The 23,394-nt window shown below is 59.0% G+C and carries 14 protein-coding genes and 2 pseudogenes; 5 read left to right on the forward strand and 11 right to left on the reverse strand.

What is annotated here, in order from left to right:
* Position 1: 1 nt before the first annotated feature.
* Positions 2-1,204, reverse strand: a complete 1,203-nt coding sequence (locus tag MU558_RS16675) for a sulfatase-like hydrolase/transferase (RefSeq protein ID WP_246969304.1) — start codon at positions 1,202-1,204, stop codon at positions 2-4.
* Between the two features lie 271 nt (positions 1,205-1,475).
* A pseudogene (locus MU558_RS16680) lies at positions 1,476-1,592 on the reverse strand (IS5/IS1182 family transposase); the annotation flags it as partial.
* A gap of 168 nt (positions 1,593-1,760) precedes the next feature.
* On the opposite strand from MU558_RS16680, the gene MU558_RS16685 reads away from it, so the two are divergent.
* On the forward strand, positions 1,761-2,933 hold the full coding sequence (locus tag MU558_RS16685; protein WP_246969307.1) for an ISH3 family transposase: 1,173 nt from the start codon (positions 1,761-1,763) through the stop codon (positions 2,931-2,933).
* 305 nt (positions 2,934-3,238) lie between these two features.
* Here the strand turns inward: MU558_RS16685 and MU558_RS16690 are convergent.
* The 5 genes and pseudogenes from MU558_RS16690 to MU558_RS16710 all read right to left on the reverse strand — a co-directional run.
* A pseudogene (locus MU558_RS16690) lies at positions 3,239-3,683 on the reverse strand (IS5/IS1182 family transposase); the annotation flags it as partial.
* A 178-nt stretch (positions 3,684-3,861) separates the two neighbouring features.
* On the reverse strand, positions 3,862-5,412 hold the full coding sequence (locus tag MU558_RS16695; RefSeq protein WP_246969310.1) for a flippase: 1,551 nt from the start codon (positions 5,410-5,412) through the stop codon (positions 3,862-3,864).
* Positions 5,412-7,049 carry an alkaline phosphatase family protein gene (locus tag MU558_RS16700; RefSeq protein WP_246969313.1) on the reverse strand — a complete coding sequence of 546 codons (1,638 nt, stop codon included), beginning with the start codon at positions 7,047-7,049 and terminating at the stop codon, positions 5,412-5,414. Before MU558_RS16700 ends, MU558_RS16695 begins: the two co-directional genes overlap by 1 nt.
* 319 nt (positions 7,050-7,368) lie before the next feature.
* A complete protein-coding gene (locus tag MU558_RS16705; protein ID WP_246969316.1) occupies positions 7,369-9,180 on the reverse strand; it encodes an MFS transporter in 1,812 nt (603 codons plus the stop codon).
* A gap of 117 nt (positions 9,181-9,297) precedes the next feature.
* On the reverse strand, positions 9,298-10,479 hold the full coding sequence (locus MU558_RS16710) for a DUF1616 domain-containing protein (protein WP_246969319.1): 1,182 nt from the start codon (positions 10,477-10,479) through the stop codon (positions 9,298-9,300).
* Between the two features lie 116 nt (positions 10,480-10,595).
* On the opposite strand from MU558_RS16710, the gene MU558_RS16715 reads away from it, so the two are divergent.
* The 3 genes from MU558_RS16715 (at position 10,596) to MU558_RS16725 (ending at position 14,164) form a co-directional block, all read left to right on the forward strand.
* A complete protein-coding gene (locus MU558_RS16715) occupies positions 10,596-11,213 on the forward strand; it encodes a metal-dependent hydrolase (RefSeq protein ID WP_246969323.1) in 618 nt (205 codons plus the stop codon).
* Positions 11,214-11,439: 226 nt separating this feature from the next.
* Positions 11,440-12,450 (forward strand): lipid II:glycine glycyltransferase FemX, encoded by a 1,011-nt coding sequence (locus MU558_RS16720; protein WP_246969325.1) that lies wholly within the window; start codon positions 11,440-11,442, stop codon positions 12,448-12,450.
* A gap of 91 nt (positions 12,451-12,541) precedes the next feature.
* Complete coding sequence (locus tag MU558_RS16725; protein WP_246969329.1) at positions 12,542-14,164, forward strand: alkaline phosphatase family protein; 1,623 nt, start codon at positions 12,542-12,544, stop codon at positions 14,162-14,164.
* A 327-nt stretch (positions 14,165-14,491) separates the two neighbouring features.
* Here MU558_RS16725 and MU558_RS16730 read toward each other — a convergent pair whose 3' ends face one another.
* From MU558_RS16730 to MU558_RS16740, 3 genes are all read right to left on the reverse strand, one after another.
* Positions 14,492-15,493, reverse strand: coding sequence for a tyrosine-type recombinase/integrase (locus tag MU558_RS16730; protein ID WP_246969332.1), 1,002 nt, complete (start codon positions 15,491-15,493; stop codon positions 14,492-14,494).
* Positions 15,486-15,872, reverse strand: a complete 387-nt coding sequence (locus MU558_RS16735) for a DUF5805 domain-containing protein (protein ID WP_246969335.1) — start codon at positions 15,870-15,872, stop codon at positions 15,486-15,488. Before MU558_RS16735 ends, MU558_RS16730 begins: the two co-directional genes overlap by 8 nt.
* Positions 15,873-17,221: 1,349 nt before the next feature.
* Positions 17,222-18,751 carry a transposase gene (locus tag MU558_RS16740; RefSeq protein ID WP_246969338.1) on the reverse strand — a complete coding sequence of 510 codons (1,530 nt, stop codon included), beginning with the start codon at positions 18,749-18,751 and terminating at the stop codon, positions 17,222-17,224.
* A 532-nt stretch (positions 18,752-19,283) separates the two neighbouring features.
* Here MU558_RS16740 and MU558_RS16745 point away from each other — a divergent pair.
* Positions 19,284-21,326, forward strand: a complete 2,043-nt coding sequence (locus MU558_RS16745) for a bacterio-opsin activator domain-containing protein (RefSeq protein ID WP_246969355.1) — start codon at positions 19,284-19,286, stop codon at positions 21,324-21,326.
* A 319-nt stretch (positions 21,327-21,645) separates the two neighbouring features.
* Here MU558_RS16745 and hutH read toward each other — a convergent pair whose 3' ends face one another.
* Entirely contained in the window at positions 21,646-23,274 is a 1,629-nt protein-coding gene (gene hutH / locus MU558_RS16750) for a histidine ammonia-lyase (protein WP_246969358.1), read from the reverse strand.
* Positions 23,275-23,394 lie beyond the last annotated feature (120 nt).

The raw sequence follows: 23,394 nt of genomic DNA on the forward strand, positions 1-23,394 counted from the left end.
ATCAACGGTATCCGAGTTGTTCTAAGTGTTTTTTTGTCTCATCGTTGAGTGATCTACTTTCTGTTTCTACGGATATATTTGAGATTCGATCAACTATCTTCCGAGCGTTTTCTTTTGAAATAGATGGTTCACCGAAAGCACGTTCTGAAGATAAATAGTGATCAAATGAATTTAATAAACTTGTGATAGATGATCTGCTTGAATTGAATGATCCTGTATACCCAGAAAACAGTGCATCAAACGTCGCCGTAAGCGGAAGAGCAAGCTTATTAGTTCTATTAAACACGAACCCCCCATTTTTTGTCCAGACACTCGGAGCGTCGTAATTCGGATCAATGATGGTCTCCCGATATTTCGCCTGTGGACGCATGATTCCTTGCGTGTAGGCAGGCCGATCTCTATCTACCCTACCAAGGAGTGTCTCCCCATCGACATCAGCTGTTAGACTTGTATCGCCGATGATTTCTCTGACAGTTGGGAAAATATCGGTGTGATGGATGAAAGTATCAGAGGTGTCATCTGATAGTGATTCGTGAATGAAAACTGTTGGAACATAAGCGACTTCAGGAGTCGACGGTAAGCCGTGCCCAATGAACCCACCGTATTCGCCAAGCAGTTCTCCGTGGTCTGCAAGATAAATTACGAGTGTGTCATCTAGTAATCCACGTGCTTCGAGAATATCGAGGCGCTCCTCGAACCGCTTGGTACTTTCCCTAATTGTTTCGCGGTAAAGTTCACGGAGCTCCTCTTCGTCCGAGATTTGGGAAAACATCTCTGCAGTAGATTGGTTCTCGAAACCAACATACGGTGAGTGCCCGCCATTATCGTGTTCTAGAGCAATAAACGGTTCTCCGACGGTATCGAGATCAATTCTGTCTGGCCCGTTGAGTATATCACGGACTGCGCGCCCTTCCCAGACTACTTCGTTGTATCCGGACGTCACATCGAAGTCAAATAGTGTCGTAACAGAATTATTAAGAGAGTCGTTAAACCATGTTACTCCATGTCGTGGTGCGTGACGGCCGGTGACAATACTTGATATCGATTGAGGTGTACAAAGTGCCGCTGCAGCGGTCTTAAACAACCGCCCACGATCGGTAATTCGTTTTGGTACAAAATCATATCGGACCGCATCTGCAACAAAAATATAGATGTTTTCGATTGAACTAGTATTTAGGTCACAAAGAGGTTGGGTTCGCTCCATAGTTCGTTCACTCATAGTTCCACTTAGTAAATATATTCACATTTCCCATCCCTCGAATCCCATTGTTGATGTTTAAATGTCTAGATCGATAGAATATTCTTGAATGCGATTTTAGATTATATCTCTGTAATCGATACTTCCGGACATCCGTTATTCGGGTCAGGGAATGGTGTACAGTCGTGGCTGCGAACATGAATCTATCTTGTAATCACATACTACCAGGCATAGTTATGAATTTGATAACATTTATACCTCACCCAATGTACTGCAGCTCGTAGGCACTGTCGTCGATCGTCCGGATAGGCTGTTCGGCAGCGAGCGCGGCACACGTGGCGCACATCGCCGTCTCTTCTGGCGCTTGGTTGCTCTCCGTAAACCCCGTTGCGATGGATTTTGGAATCAATGGCTCCGGTGAATCGCTAGATGGCGGCGACCTTCGGTGAGAAATCACGTCGTTCGAGGCGTAACACTGGAACGAAGTTCGGTACTTCCCGACTGGTGTGAGAGCTGGAGCTAAAGCGTTGGTCTCATGTGGAAGATGTCTGGTTGAGTGAATGTGTTCAGTATCCCTCAGCCAGACGGTGTTCTTTCGTATTCGGACGTGAAAGATTTAGCGGAAGACGTCATCTGCCAGCTCCCCTTGCCAGGGATCGAGGGCTCGCCCCTCGATCCCGGCGATATCTGGGCTGTTGTCATTCTTGCAGCAGTCAATAAGACATCCATCTGGGAGACGTGCAAGGACAACGACAACGCTGTCTGTGACGATACTGCCATGGACTGGCTACATACGCTCAACCAGGAGTGGCTTGAGCGGGTTGCTAACCGCCTTCTCAGGGAGGTGGCGATGACGATCCTCGACCCTGATCGGTCGAGGATCGTCTCCATTGACTTCGTCGATAACCCCTACCACGGAACGTACGCCGATGAAGAAGGTGAACTCTGCCGCATGCACGCGAAAGACGGAACAACGACGTGCCACCGGTACTGCACGGCGTATCTCGTCTCAAACGGAAAGCCAGTGACGCTGGCGATGACGTACGTCCGTAGTGATGAGAAAGAGGCCGACGCGGTCGAGCGCGTCCTCGACCGCGTCGAAGCCTATCCCTTCGAGATAGAGCTTCTGTTGGCTGATCGTGGCTTCTACAACGAACGTATTCTGCGCCGCTCACAGGAGATTGCTGCGACTGTCGTTCCCGTCCAAAAGAAGGGCAAGCGCATGAGGAAGAAGCTGGATACGCACTGCTCGTACATGACAACCTATCGGATGTACAAAGGCCGCGAGCGGGAACTGGAATTCCCGCTCGCGGTCTCTGTGTCATATCACGCCGGAGATCGCGGGAAAAGCGGCGAGGTCGTTCGAGGCTATGTGGCGTGCGATCTGGCCGATCGCACGCCGAAACAAGTCGAACGGCTCTATCGGAAACGGTCAGCGATCGAAACGAGCTACCGTGTATTTCGCCAAGCACGAGTGGTAACGACGACACAAGACCCAATCATCCGCTTCTCGTTCGTCCTGGTTGGATTCCTGTTGGAGAACCTCTGGCTTGTGCTTCGATGGGCGGTCGTCGCCCGCCCCCAGCGGGGCGGGCGCGACCTGCCCGAGGAATTCACGTTCAAGACCTTCTCTGACTGGATCAGACATGCATTAGAGGAAGAGCTAGAGCGGAGTTGGGAGATCGAGATGAACGGAACAGGTGTGCCAGAAGCATACGCGCCGGCCGCGGGCTGACGCCAGCCCGCGGCCTTGGGCAAGCTCCTGGTGAGCAACAGCATTCGCCTAGAACAGCGTATCTCAGCCTTCTTACTTCACTTCTCCTCATCCGTGGATTCTATTTCCTGTTCACTCAGTTACCACACCGGCATTCGCTCTGTTCGTCCATGACTCAGCACAGTTCACGAAGCGACGTTCGGGAAGTACCGAAGTTGACTGTGACATTGAGACTTCCAACGGTGACGAAGCGGGTGGACGCTCTCATAACGCCATCGAAACGAACCCGTCGCTGTATGGTGATTCACCAGAGCCGAATTAATTAAAACGATCGTGCAGCCGTCGCCGTAATAGTATTCTTCAGCGGTTGGATCATCGCATTTCGACACATCGTGATCGGCTGGCATCCTTCTCACGTCGGTCAGGTCAATGCAGTAGGTCAGGTCGAGTAGCCCGCCTGCTGCGGCCTGTTCGACAAGGTAGTCGGAGATTTCATCAACGACATGTTTAAGATCGGTGAGAAAGCGATCGGCCGCCGTCGAGAGACGCGGTCGATCGAAGCCACAGCTGAGCCGACCAAGTGTGTTCTGAAGCTCTCGGTCAACGGGGCCGATGTCATAGATATCCTTTTAGTAACAATGGAGAAAGCCACGCATCATCTCCGGCGGTTCGTGGTTTCGTGTTCCCCCCGTCTCGGCCGGGGCGAACACACCGAACTCTTCGAGAAACTTGAAAGATAGATGCTCAAACAACGCGCGTCTCTGTCTCCACGACATTGAAGAACGTCTCTACCGAAGAACCTCTTGCAGGTCACTGGGATCATCCATCATAGCGTTCACCCTGCTTTTTGGTGTAACAACTGTTTCATGACACCCCCATACTATTCAAATGAAAATGGCGGGTTGAGACCCTGTGTGTAAATGGTCTCACTTGACATTGTCAAGAGGAATTAATCCGCAGAGAACAGGTCGACTTCCTGATTAGCGTCTGGAATCCACCGTCGAACTAACGGAACTGATATGCCTATCTTGTCTTCCAAGACAGTAATAACAACGATGTCGTCGGGTTCAAGCCCGCCAATGAGTACGACGACGACCAAGGATACGACACTAACCGCAATGAGTATCGGGATTAACGTCATGGCAGAAATAACAATCCACGGCGAAAGAATATGCGCGAGTGGCAGCAAAATAGCCGGGAGAAAAACGTAACATCGGATCGCTTCCGAGGAGAAGGGGGTTATATTATATCGAATTGCGAGAACGCCACAGATTGTTGTATGGAGAGAAAATAGTGAAACGACGGAAGCGACGCCAGCACCCATAAATCCAAACCGAGGAATAAGAACGATATTAATAAGTATATTCAACACGATCCCGATCAGATTTCCAATGGCGATCCACGCTGTGAGACCAATCGCAGACAGCGTCTCACGATTTCTTCCAGCAGCTGCACTCAAAAAGAACCCAACGGCGAGAATAGGTAAAACTGAAGCCGCATCTGCGTATGATGGGCCAAAGAAGATTAAAATTAGATTGTTTGGGAAAATGACGAAGAGAAGAAACACGGGAAAGGTGATTACATACACCCACTTTGTCGTCGTCGCGTAGATATCGTCGACTATTTTACGTTCACCGTCAGCGTCAAGTCGAGAAGCAAGTGGGAGATAGAGAAATCCAAACGCCCCAAGAACGACGGTTAGTCCGCTGGCAAGCGAGTATGCAGCGTCGTACATACCGACCTCAGAAGAACTGCGAAAATATCCGAGCATCAGCGTATCTGTCTTTGTTAACATAACACTGACAACTGTTGAGACTATTAACGGTGCAGAGAAGGTAAGGAGTTCGCTTACGTGCGTCTGATATTCTCCCCGTAAATTCATGAAGCGTCTTAGCAGGAGATGAGCGATAACGAACGTTAGTAGCGCTGCGAAGAAGTACGCGATGCCCACCGTGATGGCAGACATCCCTGCAAGTAACAATCCAGCAATTAGCCCTATGCGAAGGAACGGATAGAAGAAGTTCTGGATCGTTATTGGATAAGTTGTATTTTCGAATCCGCGAATTGCAGCAACAATAATACGAAAGTTAGCAACGAACGGTAACGTGAGGGCGAGGAGTCGTATGAATGACTCAGCGTAGTCAGTCTCGAAGAAGTGAGCTGCGATCGATTCAGCAAAGACGAACATTAGAATGCTAATGACTAGCGAAAGAGGAGTCGCAATAAGGAGTCCACTCAGCCAGACCCCTCGTTGATCCTCAATGGAGTCGTATCGTGGTATGAAGCGTGAAACACCTTGCGTGCATCCGGCAAGCGCGATAGTTGAGGTTATCGTAAACAATGCCAGACCGATGCTCACCTCCCCGTAGGCGTCTGGAGAGAGTAGACGTCCGATTATAATCCGTTCTCCCATCTTCGCCGCCGATGAGATAATCCCGCCAATCATCACAAGTGCTGCACTCGAAAGCAACGCCGACAGTTCGCTCTCTCGAGTTGCCATTAGAGATAACCCAGGTCCTCAAGACGCTCAGTCACTTTTTCGTCGTCGTTCGGGGATTTAGAGACTCTGGTCCCATAGGTGATAGTGCCATAGTCTGCCCTATCCGGTTGATTGGTGAGCAAATCCTCCGGGAGTGATCCAGTCATTCGAGAGGGAATCGACTGGTTAAGTAGTCCCATTATAATCGGAGCAACATCTGTGAGTGAGAGAGGGCCTAACGCAGTTTCGGCTGAAAACCCAGGACCGGCACCGACGAACGTCCCTTCGAGTTTATGATCGTACTTCTCAACAGGGATGAACTTTCGACCATAGAGCGCGTGTGAAACGGTGTGATTCATTTTGTTCGGTAAAAAACAGATGTCTGGTGCATCTTCGAGGAATGGACCGTCATAAATGTCCTCTCGACGGCAAACGAACTCAAAGACCCGTTCCCCGTCAGGCGTTTCGATTTTTGAGAGGAGTGCAATGAGCTCGTCCCGGACGGCTTCGTATTCTGACGGTGAGACAGTACCGTTTGGTTCGCGTCCGGCTAAGTTAATGCGGATACCCATTCGGGAACCTTTTGAACAGTACGCCCGGGATTCGCGCCAATTGATACTTTCGCTTGCTGCTGTCTTTCTGAGGGAATCTGGAGCGAGTTTCACAAGCGCGGTTCCAAGCCCGACACGTTCTGCGGTGGCATAGATGTCTACCGGCTCTATGCCGAGTTGAGATGCTATCTCTTGTCCCAAGAGTAGCGCCTTCTCAATTTTGCCATGCTCTTTTCCTGAATCCTCAACTTGACCCTCACTACTGGTGAGGGCCGCTTTATCAATCAATGGCATCGACTGACCCCCATCGTCTATTGTTTCAATATAGTTATTTTCTCGAAGTATTTCGTTGACGTGGACCTGATATCCTGTAACAGGACCTATTCCATGATCCGAACAGAGTACAACGTTTACATCTTCGCTTACGCTATCGAGAACGTCTCCAACGAGTTTATCTGCAGCCTGATAAATTTCTCGAAAACGGTCCTTTTTTTCGTAATGATGAAACACTGCATCAGTTTTTTGCACCTGAATGATAGCTAGCTCCCACTTGTACTGCTCGAGTAGCGTAACAGCCGCTCGTCGTCGTTGATCGATAAGATCGAGGTACCCATTGAACTTGTCGTCAAGATTGGAGCTGATTTCATCATTCGAGTAAATAGTATACTTCTCACCGATAGCTTCTGTTAGTTCTTTCCGAATCCCTCTAGGATGACCTGGTTCATCCTCCGGTGCAAGGTATCCAGGTATCAAAATCCCATTGATCGGTTCTACAGGATGGGTGACAGGAACATTCATAACAATTACCTCCTGTCCCTGACTAGAAAGGTAGTCCCAGATCGCTGGCTGGCGAACATCGCTTCGCGATACATGATTCCGTTCATCTGGATAATCATCGTAGCTAAAAAATCCGTACACACCGTGATAGCTCGGATCACTTCCAGTGTACATCGATGGCCAAGCACTTCCTGTCCACGGGGGATGAGTGGATTTTAGCGGCGCTTCGACTCCGCGTTCACGGAGAGCACTAATGTTTGGAAGCGCTTCCTCAAACTTGTCGAGATACCGGAAGTCAAGGGCGTCAAATCCAAGAACGATGGTTTTCATTGTTATCGGTTCCAGCAACAAAATTTAATTTCGGTTCTGGACTGCTCGAAATCGAAGAGTGCGGATAGAGCTCGGTTTATCCAATTCATCATTTCGGCCGATGACACTTTCTGACTTTGTTATCGATCGGTTTCTGCTATACATCATCAAAATTGATCTATTTAGCAGTGCCCTTCCATATTCAAAATGAATACGAAATTATGTATATTATCACTAATATAAAATATATTATATGTAAGGCCCTCCTTCATCGATAAACTAGAACAATCTGCGACACCAAATATCAGAACTTGAAATACCACCAAAACATAGTAGGATCTCACTCTGAATCTGAATTTATGTAGTAAAGATTAAATTCACCGTTCGATTGGATCTGGTGAATTCCAGGTTTGTTTGTTGCAGAATTCAGCCCTTCTTCAGTGTGTCGAAGTCCCTGATAGGCTCGCTGTTCTCGCTGGTAATCCGTAGATGTGAGTACGAGATACCGATCCGATTCGTAATGTGTAACGAGCCCATCGTCGAATGCCGTTTCAGATGCGCTCTCGTGCAGTCGCATCCGTTCTGCGTTCCCATTTACCGCATCGTCGTACCGGTTGGCAGTGCCCCGCAAACCGACAATACCGACACCTTCGTCTTGGTTCGTGAAAGCCGTTTCATACCCGCTGATCTCCCCTTCGGAAACGTGTGGTGACGCATTATAGATATACGGCGAGGGGAATACGGCTGCGAGCGACAGGATTACCAGAACGCTAAAGCCCACGGTGAACAGCGCGTGGCCGGATCGGCCCGCAACGCCGGAACGTCGCCGACGAAGCCCCGCCAGAATCACAGAGAGCGAAATCGAACCGAGAATCGTGACGAACAGCATCATCAGCCCGAACGCGCGAAAGTACATCTTCGAGCCCGGCGTGAGGAAGTAGATCACGAACAGACAGCCCAGACCCGACAGGCCGACGACGAAGTACGTCGTCTCGGCGCGAACGCTCTCGAGTCGGTTCCAGCGGACGAGGACGCCGAGGACGAGCAGGCCCGCGAGTAGCGTGAACACGAGCTGTGGGAAAAAGAGCTTGACGAAGATCTCGAGCAGACTGCCGCCGATCGCCTGGAGCGACGCCCCTTGCGTGGTGACGGACGACCCTGCGCCCACGCCGTCCCCGAAGACGACCTCGACGACGGATCCGAAGAAGTAGGTGATCGTGTCGGAGACGAAGCCGTGGTTCGAAACCCACAGCAAGAAGACCGCGATCAGGAAGAGCAGTTGACTGTACACGGGCGTCTGGCCGGCGATCTGCCCGCTACTCGCTACCCGTCGAGCGAGGTACTGGACGGTGGCGATCCCGAGGAAGACGACGATCAGGTGGGCGGCGAGCTGTGGGTGGTACGTGACGATCGCGATCGACACGAGCGCGAACAGGACGCCGATTGCCGAGACCGTCGTCACGTCCCGACCGGCGTCGACGTACTTCGCGAACAGGTACACGAACAGCGCGGAGAACAACACCGCCTGCGACATCGCGTGGGCGGACATGTACATCGAGATCGTCGTGATCGGCAACAGCAAGAACGCGGAGAACGTGGCGACGACGACCGCCAGTCGTTTCGGAACGATCGCCCCGACACAGAGGGGCACGAAGACGAAGAACACGAGCGACGCCAGCAACACGACGAACAGCATCGATCGCGAGAGCGGAATCCCGAGTGCGGCGTTGATCACGACCGTCACCGTGTGGATCCCGGGATAGAACAGGTCGAACGGCGTGATCGTCCCCTCGCTGATCGCTCGAGCCCACCCGAGGTGGGTCAGCGCGTCGTGTTGCCCGTAGAAGTGATAGCCGCGGACGATCGGCAAGCCGGCGAAGACGGTCGCCGCCGTGCCGCCAAGCACGAGTGCGGCGGATCGCACGCCTCGATCCCGGCCAGTCGTAGACGCAAGCGCAACGGACAGCGCGACGACGAACGCGACGATCAACCCCGCCCAGACCCGGTCGGGCGTCATCGAGTAGATCGAGATCTCGTACCCCGTGGCCGGATTCGCGTGTGCCACGAGCGCAGCAGCGGCGACCGAGAGAAAGCCGATCGAGAGCGCGATCTTCAGTCGAAGTCGTCTCCTGGATACTGGTTGCTGTGACATTCCACTCGAGTTCGAAGACCGGAAAATGCCGAATTGTTATTCTCTCTGTGATGGCAGTTAGCGCCCTACTACCTCGACGGCCGTCAGTGTAGCTGGCTGAAACTCGAGTCGGATCGGTCACTCGTCGTCTTCGTCTTCGTCGTCTTCGTCTTCGTCGTCTTCGTCTTCGTCGTCTTCGTCTTCTTCGTCGTCTTCGTCTTCTTCGTCGTCTTCGTCCTCATCATCCTCCTCTTCTGCACTGTCGTCATCGTCGCTACCCACGGCTTCCTCGCTCTCCACGTCACTCTCCTCGAGCACGTCGGTCCAGAGATACGCGTGTCGATACGCGTTCTCGTTGGTCGGAGTCTCGGGAACGCCGTCGGCGTACAGCAACACCGAGATGCGAACGGTCCCGTCCTCGGCCGTGGGCGTGACGTTCCGTTCGTCACGTACCGTCTCGCCGTCGCCGAGCGTGTACTCGAGTCGCTGTAGCTCGGTCCGTTCGACCACCTCGCCGTCCTCGAGGCGCTGCTCCTGAATCACGACGGTGTAGGACGTCTCCCGATTTTCTTCGTTCTCGAGGGCGACGACGAGCGGGATCGACTCGCCCGGTTCGATCGACGACTGGTAGCCCGATGCAACGAATTCGCCCGAGTCGTCCTCCGTGAGTAGTTGCAGGCTCGTGTACCGTTCGCCCTCCTGGGGTGTGGCGAGCGCGTAGCCGACGGTCGTCAGTGCGAGCACCATGCTGAGCGCGAGGATCACGTTGACGGTCGTCTGGGCCGACGAATCGGTCTCGAATATCACGGCCCGAACTGCGGCGATGCGTCCGGCGACGTCGAGCCGGTACCGATCGGAGGGAGGGACGCGAAGCCGTCGAACGCTGGCGAGGGCGACGCCGACCAGGACGAAACAGCCCACGGCACCGACGACCGTCCGCTGTGTGAATCCCCAGGGCGTCGTAGCGATGGTCAGCCCCAGAAGCGGGATCAGTGCGACGCTCATCCCGAAGGAAAGCGCCGCTCGTTCGACGTCGCTGACGTCTCTGGTCTGCTGGACGAGCGACGTCTCGCCAGCTTCGAGCGGTGACGACCGGGGAAACAGCACCGAGACGGTCGCGTAGCCGGGTGCGAGGAACAACAGCGGGAACCCGATTGCGACCCGGACGAGCGACGACTCGAGGTCGCCGACCGCCAGTAGCGTGACGGCGACGACGGTGAACCCGGCGACGCCGAGCAGGTCGGTCGGGACGTGCTCGCTCCACTGCCGAACGGTGGTGAACGGGCGGGCGACGATCGTTCGAATTGGAACGTCTCTCATTCGTCTCTAGTTATCGCCTGCTCGACTGGTCGAACGTTTGTTAATAGTCGCGTAACTAGGCGTTCCACGGGTATACTCCCACCGTTACAATCCCGCTCGGCGGGCTCGTGTGACCGATGTGGCCCTGGGAGCACGCGCTCGTCGGCTACCTGGTGTATTCACTGTTCTGTCACGGCTACTACCGCGAGCGGCCGGGCGAACTCGAGGCACTCGTCGTCGCCGTCGCGTCCGTCCTCCCCGACGTGGTCGACAAGCCCCTCGCCTGGCAGTTCGAGGTGTTCCAGTCCGGCTACGCGCTCGGTCACTCGATCTTCTTTACCGTCCCGCTCGCGGTCGCCGCAGGTGCGATCGCCCGCCAATACGGACGCACTCGAGTCGGCGTGGCGTTCGCGATCGGATACAGCTTTCACCTCGTCGGCGACGTCGTTCCGATCTACCTCTCGGCGGGCGTGTGGACGATCCGGCACCTCTACTGGCCGGTCGTCGTCGTCGAGGGTACGGGACACGACGGGTTCGTCACTGGCGTCAGGACCAACCTGATTCCGTACCTCGAGACGGTTCTCGCGCTCGAGCCGACGCCAGCCCTGTCGATCCGGGCTGGCGCGCTCGCGGGGACGATGCTGCTCTGGCACGTCGACGGCAGGCCCGGCCTGCGGCCGTTTCAGACGGTGATGGCCGCGTCGTACGCGATTCTCGAGCGATACGGACCACTCGAGCCAGGTTCACGTAACTGAACGAAACAGTCAGTAACTGGTGACTACCCGGTCGCCCTTCGCCGGGGTGGCGACGCCTGATCACGTCCCGTGGCGGAAACAGGGCGATTACAAAGAGTACGTCGGTCGATCCGTGATCTATGATCGATCGGCCGCGTTTCAGCCACTGTGGGACGGTGAGAGCCAGTAACAGCCGACGAGCAGCAGACGAAGCAGCAGACGTGGACGTGGAGGTCGAAACGCGCACATGAGCGTCGACGTTCGCGTCGCGACGGACGACGACGTATCGCGGTGGAACGGGTACGTCGACCGATCGCCACACGGGACGCTGTTCCACGAGTACGAGGCGCTGCGAGTGCAAGCGGAGCACTCCGGTGCGACGTTGCACCCGTTGATCGGGTACAAGGGACAGGAACCGGTCGGGCTCTTCCCCGTCTTCGAGATCAGAAAGCAGTTCGTCACGACGGCGTTCTCGCCGCCGCCGCACCTCCGGATCCCCTACCTCGGCCCGGCGTTTCTGAATATGGACAAGCTGAAACAGCGAAAACGCGAGCGGCGACGCCAGCAGTTCATGGACGGCTGTTTCGACTGGATCGAGACGGAACTGGGGCCGAAGTACGCCCACGTCAGGACGGGGACGACGTACACGGACTCGCGGCAGTTCAAGTGGCACGAGTACGACGTCACGCCGGAGTACACCTACGTCGTCGACCTCGAGGGGTCACGAGAGGAACTGCTGATGACGTTCAGCAGCGACGCCCGGCGCAATATCACGAACACGCCCGAGGACAGTTACGAAATCGAGGAGGGAGGCATCGACGCCATCCGCGACATCACGACGCAGGTACGACACCGGTACGAATCGCAGGGAATCAGATTCGACGTGCCGGCCGAGTTCGTGATCGACCTCTACGAACGGTCGGAAAACGGTCACGTTCGGCCGTACACGCTCTCCCACGACGGCGAGTTCGTCGGTGGCATCCTCGCCTACGAGCACGACGACACGGCCGCCCGGTGGCTCGGCGGCGTCCGAACCGACGTCGACGTCGACCTCCCGACGAACGACCTCCTCGACTGGGCGGTGATGAGCGACGGTCTCGAGCGGGGCCTCGCGGCGTACGACCTGGTCGGTGCCGACACGCCGCGGATCAACTCCTACAAGGCGAAGTTCAACCCGTCGCTGCGAACGTACTACAGCATCGAGTACGGAACGTGGGGGATGCAGACGTTCGCACAGCTGTACAACTCCGTGAAGTGACCGCTTTGGGTCCTGTAACGCGTCCGTACCCTCCCGAAACGTCCACGAACACGTATCATAACGAAGGGAATTCACGAGAGACCGAACGACGATGGGCTCTCACTCCGACCTGCAGACGCTCTTGATCGGGATCGACGCTGCCTGCGAGCGCGTCCTCGAGCCGCTGTTCGACGCCGACGAGTTGCCGACACTGGCATCGATATTCGAAACGGGGGCGAGCGGTCCGCTCGAGTCCCAGATCCCGCCGTGGACGGCGTCGGCGTGGCCGTCGCTGTACACCGGAACGAACCCGGGCAAACACGGCGTCTTCAGCTTCCTCTCGTTCGACGGCTACGACTGGGACGTGGTCAACGCGACGGACGTCCGCGAACGGACGGTCTGGGAACTGCTCGACCGCCACGGGGAGACGAGCGTCGTCGTCAACGTGCCGGTGACCCACCCGCCACGCACGTTCGACGGCGCGCTGATTCCGGGCTACACCGCACCGGAGGACCCCGACTGCCACCCCGACGGCCTGCTCGAGGAGGTCCGGGACGCGATCGGGGAGTATCGCGTCTACCCCTCCCGCGAGGACGGCGTCGACCTCGCGGACGCGTACCGCTCGTGCGTGCGAACTCGAGGGGAGGCGTTTCGATACCTCGCTGATCGGTTCGATCCATCGTTCGGGTTCGTTCAGTTCCAGGCGACCGACTCGATCTTCCACCGACGACCGGACGACGACGTGGCGATCCGGACGATCTACCGCGAAGTGGATCGGCAGATCGAGCGAACCCTCGACGCGTGTGACCCCGACACCGTGATCGTCGCCAGCGACCACGGCATGGGCCCGTACGACGGCTACGAGTTCCGCGTCAACGACTTCCTTCGCGAGAGGGGATACGTCGAGACTCAGAGCGGCGGCCGTGGAATGCCGACGTGGGCGACGCTTCGCGATCGCAACCTCAAGGAGGGCGAAGAGGCGACGCGTGACGGCGGCGAACGCACTCCGCTCGAGCACGCGATGGCGGCCGCGGCGTCCGTCGGCCTGACGAGCCAGCGCCTGGGTGGCGTCCTCGAGCGGGTCGGACTCGCGGAGTTCGTGGCCGAACGCGTGCCCGCCGAGCTCGTCAGTGCGGGGGCCGAGCAGGTGGACTTCCCCGAATCGACGGCGTACGTCCGCTCCCGGATCGAACTCGGCGTCAGGATCAACCTGGAGGGTCGCGAACCCGACGGCGTCGTCCCGCCCGCTGCGTACGAGTCCGTTCGGTCGGAACTCGTCGACGCGCTGCGGTCGGTCACCACGCCCGACGGCGAGCCGGTGTTCGAAACGGTCGCCCCGCGCGAGGAGTACTTCCACGGCCCCGAGAGCGACCGGGCGGTCGACGTCGTCACCGTCCCGGCGGCGTTCGACCACTTCCTCTCCGCGACGCTCCGAGGCGACCAGTTCGGCCAGCCGAGCGAGCCGTGGAATCACAAACTCGAGGGAGTCGTCGCCGTGGCCGGCGACGGCGTCGATCCCGCCTCCGGCGCCGGGAACGCCCACCTCTTCGACGTCGCACCGACCGTGCTGGCGTCGCTCGGCGTGCCCGCCGACGAGCGGATGGACGGCGACGTCCTCCCCTGTGTCGAGTCGGCGGGAACCCGACAGTACCCGCGGTTCGACGGCGACCGGTCGGTCGAGACCGCCGACGAAGACGTCGAGCGGCGACTCGCCGACCTCGGCTACCTCGAGTGACTCTCTATTGTATATAGCGACATGCGATTCATAAGGGCGAAATCAGACGATCCCAGGATCCGATGTCGGCCTCACACGCAGTAACCTCGTCGACCCCCGTTGGCCCTACACGAAAATCGCCACCGACACTGCCGGTTTGGCTCACCATCCCGTGTGACGATCGACGACGCCTCCTAGATATCGCGGTACCCCGTCTGAACGGATCCCGCCGTAGCGTCTCACTTCCAACCGGTACTCGGAAAGGGAAGACCGACGAAACCTCGAGCCTCGGGTCTCGGGTCGACGAGCTGGCGAGCGACCGGAACGGGCCCCACGGTCCCGTGGCCGTCAGGTAGTGACCGTGTAGATGTGCTCGAGGTAGGTGTCCCGGACGCGGTCGCCCCAGTTGTGGGTGTAGGTGTCGATAACGTCGCTCGCGACGTCGCCGCGGAGGTACTTGACGACCCCGCGATCACCCGTCCGATCGCGCAGGTGCGTCGTGAAGAAGTGCCGGAAGTAGTGGGGTGTCACGTTCTCGTCGGCACCGCCGCCGGTCCGGTACCAGCCGTACTCTCTCGCGTACGTCTCGACGACGTGGTGGACGACGTCCGGCGTGAGTCGTTCGCCCCACCGCTCGACGGTTCCGGTGAAAAGCGGCTCGGTCGCCGACTCGACGTCCGGGCGAATCGCGAGCCACCGGAGCAGCGCGCGCTCGAGTTCGTCGTCGACGGGGATCACCGTCTCGCGCTTGCGTTTGTTCGAAGCCGTTCGGAGTTCGCCGCCCGACTCCCGGCCGTACGTGTGTTCGGCCGAGACGTACAGCGAGTTCGGTCGTTCGCCAATCTGTGCCCGCGGGTACCACGACTGGACCTCGTGGTCGAGGTTCAGATCAATCAGGTCGAGATTACACAGCTCGCCGGCCCTGATCCCGGTCTTCAGGAGCGTGAGGACGATCGCCTCGTGGAGCGGGTGACGAACGGTCGCGACGAAGTTGCGCATCTCCTCGAGCGAGACGTCTCGGCGTGACGGGTTCGATTCGATCGACTCGCTCATCTCCTCCAAGACGAGCTCCATCGGGTTGTCATCGTGTCGTCCGACCCGCTCGAGGTAGCCGTAGAACCGGTTGAGATACGACGCGTACGTCGCGACCGTACTCTCGGCGTGGGCAGACCGGAGTTCGTGCGTGAAGGCCATACAGTCCCGGTACTCGGCCTCCGTCGGCGTCTTGTCGAACCGTTCTTCGAGGAACGTTTCGAACTCCGAGAGCACCCGGCGATAGGCCGACGCGGTCCGCTCGTTGCGTCCGTGGTACTCGATGTCTTCGAGGAAGTACTCGACTGATTCACTCATGATCGGTCAGGACGTAGCCCCCCTCCCGTCCACGGTACTGAACGCGGTTATCCTCCTGGAGTCGGCCGAGCGCGTCGTCGAGGTCTGCCTCGACGTCCTCGATCAGCCGCTCGACGAGACCGTCCCAGTCGAGGACGCCCTCTTGCTCGAGGACGGTGACGATCCGCTCTTCGAAGCCGTCGCCGTCGGGCTGTGTCGGCTGATCGCCGGTCGACTCGACGCCAGCCGTCGACGGAATCTCGAAGTCACGTCTACCGGCCTGGACCATCGTTCGGACGAACTCGCTTTGACTCATCTCGAAGTCGTCGGCGTGGTCCGCCCACTCCTCTTTCTGGTACTGCGGGACGTACGTTTTTACCACGGCTCGGTCGTCGTCCATACGCTCGTTCTGGAATCCCGGTCACTTCAATCTATCCCACATTCACAAATAAGTGTATTTATCCGTGAGTGTAGACCCCCAATACCACGCCGAGTAGCGACTTAGCTGTGCATCCAGTACTGCAACTCCAGCCTTGACAGTCCGATACTCACAAATACAAGAGCTATGGCTGCGGTCGATGGTCGACAGGCGATCGTGGCACAGGGGGCGTCGAGTCACACCAGACGTTTCACAAGAATTTCTATCACTGATCTATTATATCGGCCGCTGAGTTCAACCCCGTCTTCGAGACGCAAACCCCTGGGGTAACGGCCTCGAAACACGGTCGCACAATCATCGTCAGGCCATCACTTCCCCGCCCTCTCGACGACCAACAGACGCCGATAAGCCAAGACGGCCCGGTGTTCTCGAGTTCGGCCACCGTGACGAACTCCAGGGTCGATCGCACTCGTCGACAGGGTGATCCGTCCTCGCACTGTCGAGGTCGAATTGGTACGCTGTCGACGCCGCACGAGTGAGTTGGACGCCACCTGCCAGCCGATCGTTCTGGCAGTAGAACGTCACTCCACGCGAGACGACGCAAGGAGGAAGGCGAGGTCGAGACGGGAAAGCCGTCGAAGGCGTGTGGTCGGTCGCAGCGGTTTCACCCTCGAGGACGACGTCACGCGCTCGAGACGTGAACGCGCACACGGTCGGCGACGTCAGCGTCGATCGGAGTAAATCGGCTCGTCGACCGAGCTACCGACGCTCCCTCGAGGAACCGCTCGGATCGGCGTGCGTCGACGGAAGTCGGCGCGGTGAGACGAGCACGGTGAGTGCCGTGTTCGGCTGGTGGTTCCCTGTGGTAGCCAACCGGCGAGTCACGCGCGGTGTCGCAGCCGAGATACCCGTCGGCAAAGAACGTGACGCCACGCCGTTTCTGACGCGCCGCCCGACGTGTCTTCGCGGTCGGGTATCTGTGGCGATTTCGTGGCGACCACCACGTTCCAACGGTGCTCACAACCACCACGTCGGGGATGGGACGACGCCCGTTCAAGCAGCACGCCGTCTGTGGCGACGAGCGTACGGTCGGGTCAGCAGCGGCGACGTTCTCGAGGGTGGCGACGTCCGAGTATGAACTGATAAATCAGATAGCGCTATATGAAGTACGCCCGTGTGCTGCTGCGAATACCCCGAAATCCGTGCACGAGATTCGCGTCTGTCGGTTGGAATCGGTCCAGAATACAGGCCGACCAAGGAATCACGACCGCCACTCACCACCCGTGAGTGGCGGTCTGGTGGGCGAGAACGGTATAATCAGTCGATTTAGACAGTGATACCTCTTGGGAAGGGCAAGCACAGAGCGGGATCTACAGCAATGCGCTCACCTCCCTCCGGAGGAACGCACGAAACCGCGGGGCGGTCACCCGCGGTTTCGTGCGAAACTCGATGACATCAATCAACGTCTGGACGAGGAAGTCCACGAGCAGCCACAGATCGTACAACAGGACTGCAAAGCCGAAGTGGAACAACCGGACAGAGAAGTTAGTCGACGTCGTCCACGGTGCGAACTCCTTGATCTTGCTATAAGCTGTTTCAATCCCGCCTCGGCGTCTGTAGCGATTGATCTGCTTTTTCGTCAAGCGCCGGTCAAGACCAATCTCGTCGTTTACGTCGAGATTGGTCGCAAATACCTGCACCTCGTCGCGGTCCTCGTCTGGCGGGAGTCCGACCAGCGTTGTCTCGGCTCTGGTGTTGGGGACACAGTGTTTTACCGGCCCGTACACCGCGTGCTCGGATTTGACTGTCACTTGCTTTTGTCCCTCCACATCTTCGTCCATGCGCGCGATGAACCGCTTGACGCGGTCATCGCGCGGTGCCGGGATCACGTAGAAAAGGTCTCGCTGTTCGAGCACCGAAAATACGTCCGTGGCGTAGAATTCCCGATCAGCGTAGAGGCGCCGCGTATGAACCCGACAGACGTCGCTGACGTGGTCGACGAGTCGGCGAACAACGTCGCCGACTCGGTAACTCTTGTCCTCGCCAGGATAGCTCTCTGGATCGTGATAATCGGCGTGCCCAACTGGAAGCATCGCAGCTGCGAAGTGAACGTTGTCTCCAACAACGTTCGCGGTTGCGAACTTGTAGCACCAGTCGTAGGACTTGTCCTTTGGCGCACCCTGGACACGTACGAGTTCCTCACGCTCCCCGTAGAAAGCGACGTAGGTTATGTCGATCGACAGCATGACAGGCGTCTCGAACTCCAAGCGAGGCTTGGCCCGCGTCAAGACGCGGGCCGCGCCCCGGTTGACCATCTCCGCGATTTGTGTCGGTGAAAGGTCCTTGATCGCTTCCAGAAGCGTCTCTCCACTCGGTCCATCCTCGTAGAAGGGATCGTCGAGATCCGGGTCAGGATTGACGAAATCGCCGTAGGTTTCGGCACCGCCGTTAGCGGCGGTGCCTGTCACCCCGAGACAGGCCTCAAGCATCAGGAGTTCCTCGTCGTCGTAAACCGGGTCATCAGGCCGATCAAACTCGAAGGCGGGCAACACGACTGTCTGGAGTTCGTCGAGGAGGTCACGTGTTTTTCCCCGAATGAGACGGTTGACTGTGCGCTTCGAGGAGCCTATCGGCTCCTCCGAAGCGCTGTCTTCGTACGGTGTCCCGATGGGACTGCCGCGTTCAGCGGCCAACGCTTGGATCTGACGAGTAGCGGTCTCGATCGTCGATTGGAGGTCCGCAAACCGGTTAGTCTGTGCCCGAGAGATCGTGCTTCGTGAAGGTGTGTCATCGGGATTGAAGCCAAGAGCGTCAGCAAGTTGAGGGTCACTGTCGAGCGTCCGATGGAGCCAGCCATCGGACGCGTCTTCGAGTTCCTTCAGGAGGATCGCCCGGAGCATCGGTTCGAACGGTTTAGAGTCGTGCCAATGGGGAATGGGATCAGCACGGCAGTATTGGCTGACGTCGAGGTGAGTGACCAACTCGGCCGCAGAGGTCGTCTTGTCGACGACCTCGGCGGCTTGCTTGGTTAGAGGCAGCCACCCGCCTGAGAGTGGACCGATATCTTGTAGGCGCTCGTCAACTGATCGTTGAGTGCGGCTGTCATCAGCAGCCGCAACATGATCTGACCAGTTGTTTGTCACAGTGGGGGACGAATCGTCCCCCACCGGTCAGTTAATCGATGTTGAGATTCCGTGCACGGGTTCTGTCATTCGTAGCTACAGCGCCCGTTCTCGACGGGAGGTCGGTTCACGTCTTGCCGGGAACGTCCCGCCATCGCGGGTGTGCCGTGTGGCGGGGGCACTGGCATCCACGCACACGACGTTCGTCAGAGCCAGCGTCAGTCGGTAACGCGACGCCGATCGTGGATACCAGCCAATATATCGGTCGGTCACTAACCTTTTCTCGTTACAGGCGGAACGAACAGAGAGAATGCACGGTCCGTCTGGTACTCGACCCACGTGGGACGGCGGAGACGAAACGTACCCGGCAAAGCAAGCGGGGGCCGATCGACGCGACATTGTCGCCGTTCTCACCGACGACCAGCCGACTCGTCTGGCCGACAGCCTGCGCCGCGAAGATCGGTTCGACGTTCACATCGCTGACCCCGACGCAATCGCGCAGTCAGTTGATCGGGAAGAGACGAGTTGTCTCGTCGTCGGTGTCGACGCTCCGGACCGTGCGAGGGACCTGCTCGAGCATCTTCGTGACCTCGAGTTATCCGTCCCGATCGTCGTCGCGCCACGAGAGGGGAGCGAACGGCTCGCGACGGTGGCGCTCCGAAACGGCGTCGCCGACTACGTTTCCCGTTCGAACGACGAGGAACTCGTCGCCCGCGTCGCGACGGCGATCGACGAGGCTACCGGCCGCGACGGCCCCACCGGAGACGAACGCCTCCATCGAGTCCTCGCGAACGCACTTCCGGACGAAGCGTTCGTCATCGACGAGGACGGCTACTACCTCGAGGCGAAGGTCCGCTCCGAGGCCGGCGATCTCTACACCGTTCCCGCCGACGAACTGGTCGGGCGACACCTCGAGGACGCGTTTCCGGACGACGTCACGGGCGATTTGCTGTCGTGTATCGACCGAACGCTCGAGACCGACGAGGTGCGATCGATCGAGTACGAAACCGAGACGACGAAGGGGACGCGACAGTACGAGGCACGCGTCGTCCCGATCGACGAGCCGATCGACGGCCGACGGGCGGTCGTCTGGCTGGCACGAGACATCACGGAACGGGCCGAACGCGAGCGAGAACTCCGCCAGCGGCGCGACCAACTCGAGACGCTCAACGGGATCAACAGCGTCGTCCGGCAGGTGATCCGGACGCTCGTGGAAGCGCCCACGCGAGAGGACATCGAGCGAGAGGTCTGTGAACAGTTCGTCGAGTCCGACCTCTACTGTTGCTCGTGGATCGGCGAACCAGACGGAAACGGCGGGGTCACCGTTCGAACCAGCGCCGGAGAGGCGACGACGTTCCTCGAGGTGGTCCGCGACCCGGAGATCGAACCACAGCAGCCGATCCTCGAGACGCTCGAGACGGGGGAGATCCGGACGAGCAACCGCATGCAAGAAGAGCCGCGAATCGCCGAGCCGTTTCACCGCGCCGCCAGCGAAGACGACGTCCGCTCTGCCATCGCCGTTCCGATTCGCCACGGGGAGACCATCTACGGCGTCCTCACCGTTCTTGCGAGCCGTGACGACGCGTTCAGCCAGCGCGAACAGTCGGCGTTTCAGTTGCTCGGCGAGACGATCGGCTTCAGCATCAACGCCGTGAAGAACCGTCGACTGCTCTTTGCCGACTCCGTCGTCGAACTCGAGATCGAGATCGACGGCGGCGACTCGCTCTCGTTCGACCTCTCGGAGTCGTACGACTGTACCTGCTATCTCGAGTGGGCGGGCGACGCCGCGGGCGGAAGGACCTACCAGTACGTGACCGTCGACGGGGTGGACGGCGAGACGGTGATGGAAGAGGCAACCGACCACGACTCCGTCGAGGAATGCCGGCTCATTCACGACGGCGGCGATCGGTGTACGATCGAGGTTCGCCTGCACGAGTCCGGCGTCCGCACGCTCGTCGACCACGGCGTGACGATCCGGGACGTCACGGTCTCGGACGGCGTCGGACGGACGGTCGTGGAGGTGCCACCCGACGCCGACGTTCGAGCGGTCGTCGACGCGTTACAGATGGTGTACGACGACGCGAAACTCGTCGCCCGGCGGGAGGTCGACCGATCGGTCCACACAGCCGACGAGCGTCGAGAGCGGATCGCAGATCGGCTCACCGACCGACAGCTGACCGCGCTCCGACTCGCCTATTACGGTGGGTACTTCGACTGGCCGCGTGGCAGTACCGGCGAGGAGATCGCCGAGGCGATGGGCGTCTCGCCACCGACGATGCACCAGCACCTCCGGAAAGCCCAGCGCGAACTCCTGACCGAGTTCTTCGACGAGCGAAGCGGAAAAGCGACCTGACATCTGCGCCGCCGACGGCTGACGTGATCTACGTTCCAGCAAGGAACCTAATCACTTAGGCCATACTGTTGTATATACAGAGGACACACTCTTTATTGCAGCCTAGTCGTCCCGCGGATGGTCCGTAGGCGCGAGGGGGTACGGTAGGTGGTGGATGCGTGAATGGTTTCCCCTCGTCGCCAGACAGACTGCCTCCAAGAGAAGGCAGGTTGCCGCTACGTACTCGAGTGCCATAACGTTACCCGCTACTTGTTCATATTCGCGGCAACGAATTGGACAAACTCATACATCGAGGACCTACTACGAACGAAGGAGTACACTACTGACCATCGTCGGCTGCCACGCCGAATCCCGCACACCGATTCGACACCGCCTCCTCGAGGAGACCCGCTTCGAGCAGCGTTACCACCCGTTCGACGTCATCGTGGACCGGGCGGTCTTCCTCGAGTGGTGGGACGACCTCTCGGACGAGGTCGTAGGCCGCGCCCGTCCCGTCGCCGAGGTCGAGGTCGGTCTCGCCGTCGAACGCGTCGCCGACGAACTCGGCGGCCTGTGCCCCGCAGACGAGTTCCGCGGCGACGACTGCGAACGCGTTCTCGAGCGCGCGCCGGAGGTTCGTCGCCGACTGGGCGCTCATGCTCACGTGGTCTTCCTGTCCGCCGCTGACGGGCGTGTTGTCGGTCGCCGCTGCTCCGAGCGAGCGCATCTCGTTTATCATGGCGGCAGCCGTGTACTGGGTGATCATGTACCCCGACTGTACCCCGCCGTCGGGCGCGAGAAACGGCGGCAGGTGTGACTCCTGGACGTTCGGGTTCACCAGTCGGTCGATTCGACGCTCGGAGATCGTCGCGAGTTCCGTCAGCGCGATGCGGGCGTACTCGAGTCTGAGCGCGAGCGGTTCGCCGTGGAAGTTGCCGCCGGAGAGCACTGCAGTTCGGTCGGTCCCCGACGCACGGTCGTCGACGCCCGTCGCGTCGAAGACGAGCGGGTTGTCCGTCGCACTGTTGAGTTCGACCTCGACGGCCTCGCGCAGGTGGGCGACCGCGTCGCGGACGGCCCCGTGGACCTGCGGGAGACAGCGCAGCGAGTAGGCGTCCTGGACACGATCGCAGTTCCGGTGGGCCTCGACGACGTCGCTCCCCGCGGTGAGTTGGCGCACGTTCTCGGCGCTCGTCTGCTGGCCGGCGTGGGGTCGCACGTCGTGGATCGCCGGGTCCGAACTCGCCGTCGTCCCGAGCGTCACCTCGGTCGTGAGCGCGCCCGCGACGTCGGCCGCCTCGAGCAGCCCGTCGGCGTCGACGACGGCCAGCGCGGCCAGTCCGACAGTCAACTGGGTCCCGTTAACCAGCGCGAGCCCCTCCTTCGGCGCGAGCGCCAGCGGCTCGAGGTCGATCGCAGCGAGCGCGTCGTCGCCGGCGACCCGACGCGTTGCCTGCGGATCGTCCGCCGGCTCGTCGACGATCGCCTCACCCTCGCCGAGGAGGACGAGCGACATGTGCGCGAGCGGTGCCAGGTCTCCGCTCGCGCCGAGACTCCCCCGGGACTTCACGACGGGGTGAACGCCCTCGTTGAGCATCGCCAGGAGGTGGTCGATCACGACCTCCCGAATCCCGGAGTAGCCTTTCACGAGCGCGTTGACGCGTGTGACCATCATCGCACGGACCTCCTCCCGGGTGAGCTCTCGGCCCGCACCGGCGGCGTGACTCCGGATCAGGTTCGTCTGGAGTTGCTCGAGGCGATCCGGTGGGATCCGCTGGTCGACGAGTTCGCCGAATCCCGTGTTCAGCCCGTAGACGGGTTCGCCGCTCTCGAGGACATCCCTGACGCGGTCGCGAGCGTCGCGAACTCGCTCGCGTGCCGCCGGGGCGACCGAGACTCGCTCGTCGTCTCGCGCGACCGCGACGACATCGTCGGGCGTCAGCGTCTCGCCGTCCAGTTCGACGGTCACGGGCGATCACCGCCCGATTCGGTTCGCCGTTCGGCCTCGTTTCTGTCCCCGGGCCGTCGGTTAGTGGAGTCAGCGGGCGACCAACGGCGGCTCGCCGGATCTCCCGTGGGCGCTCGAGTC

It is taken from the genome of Natribaculum luteum (assembly GCF_023008545.1).
Classification (GTDB): domain Archaea; phylum Halobacteriota; class Halobacteria; order Halobacteriales; family Natrialbaceae; genus Natribaculum; species Natribaculum luteum.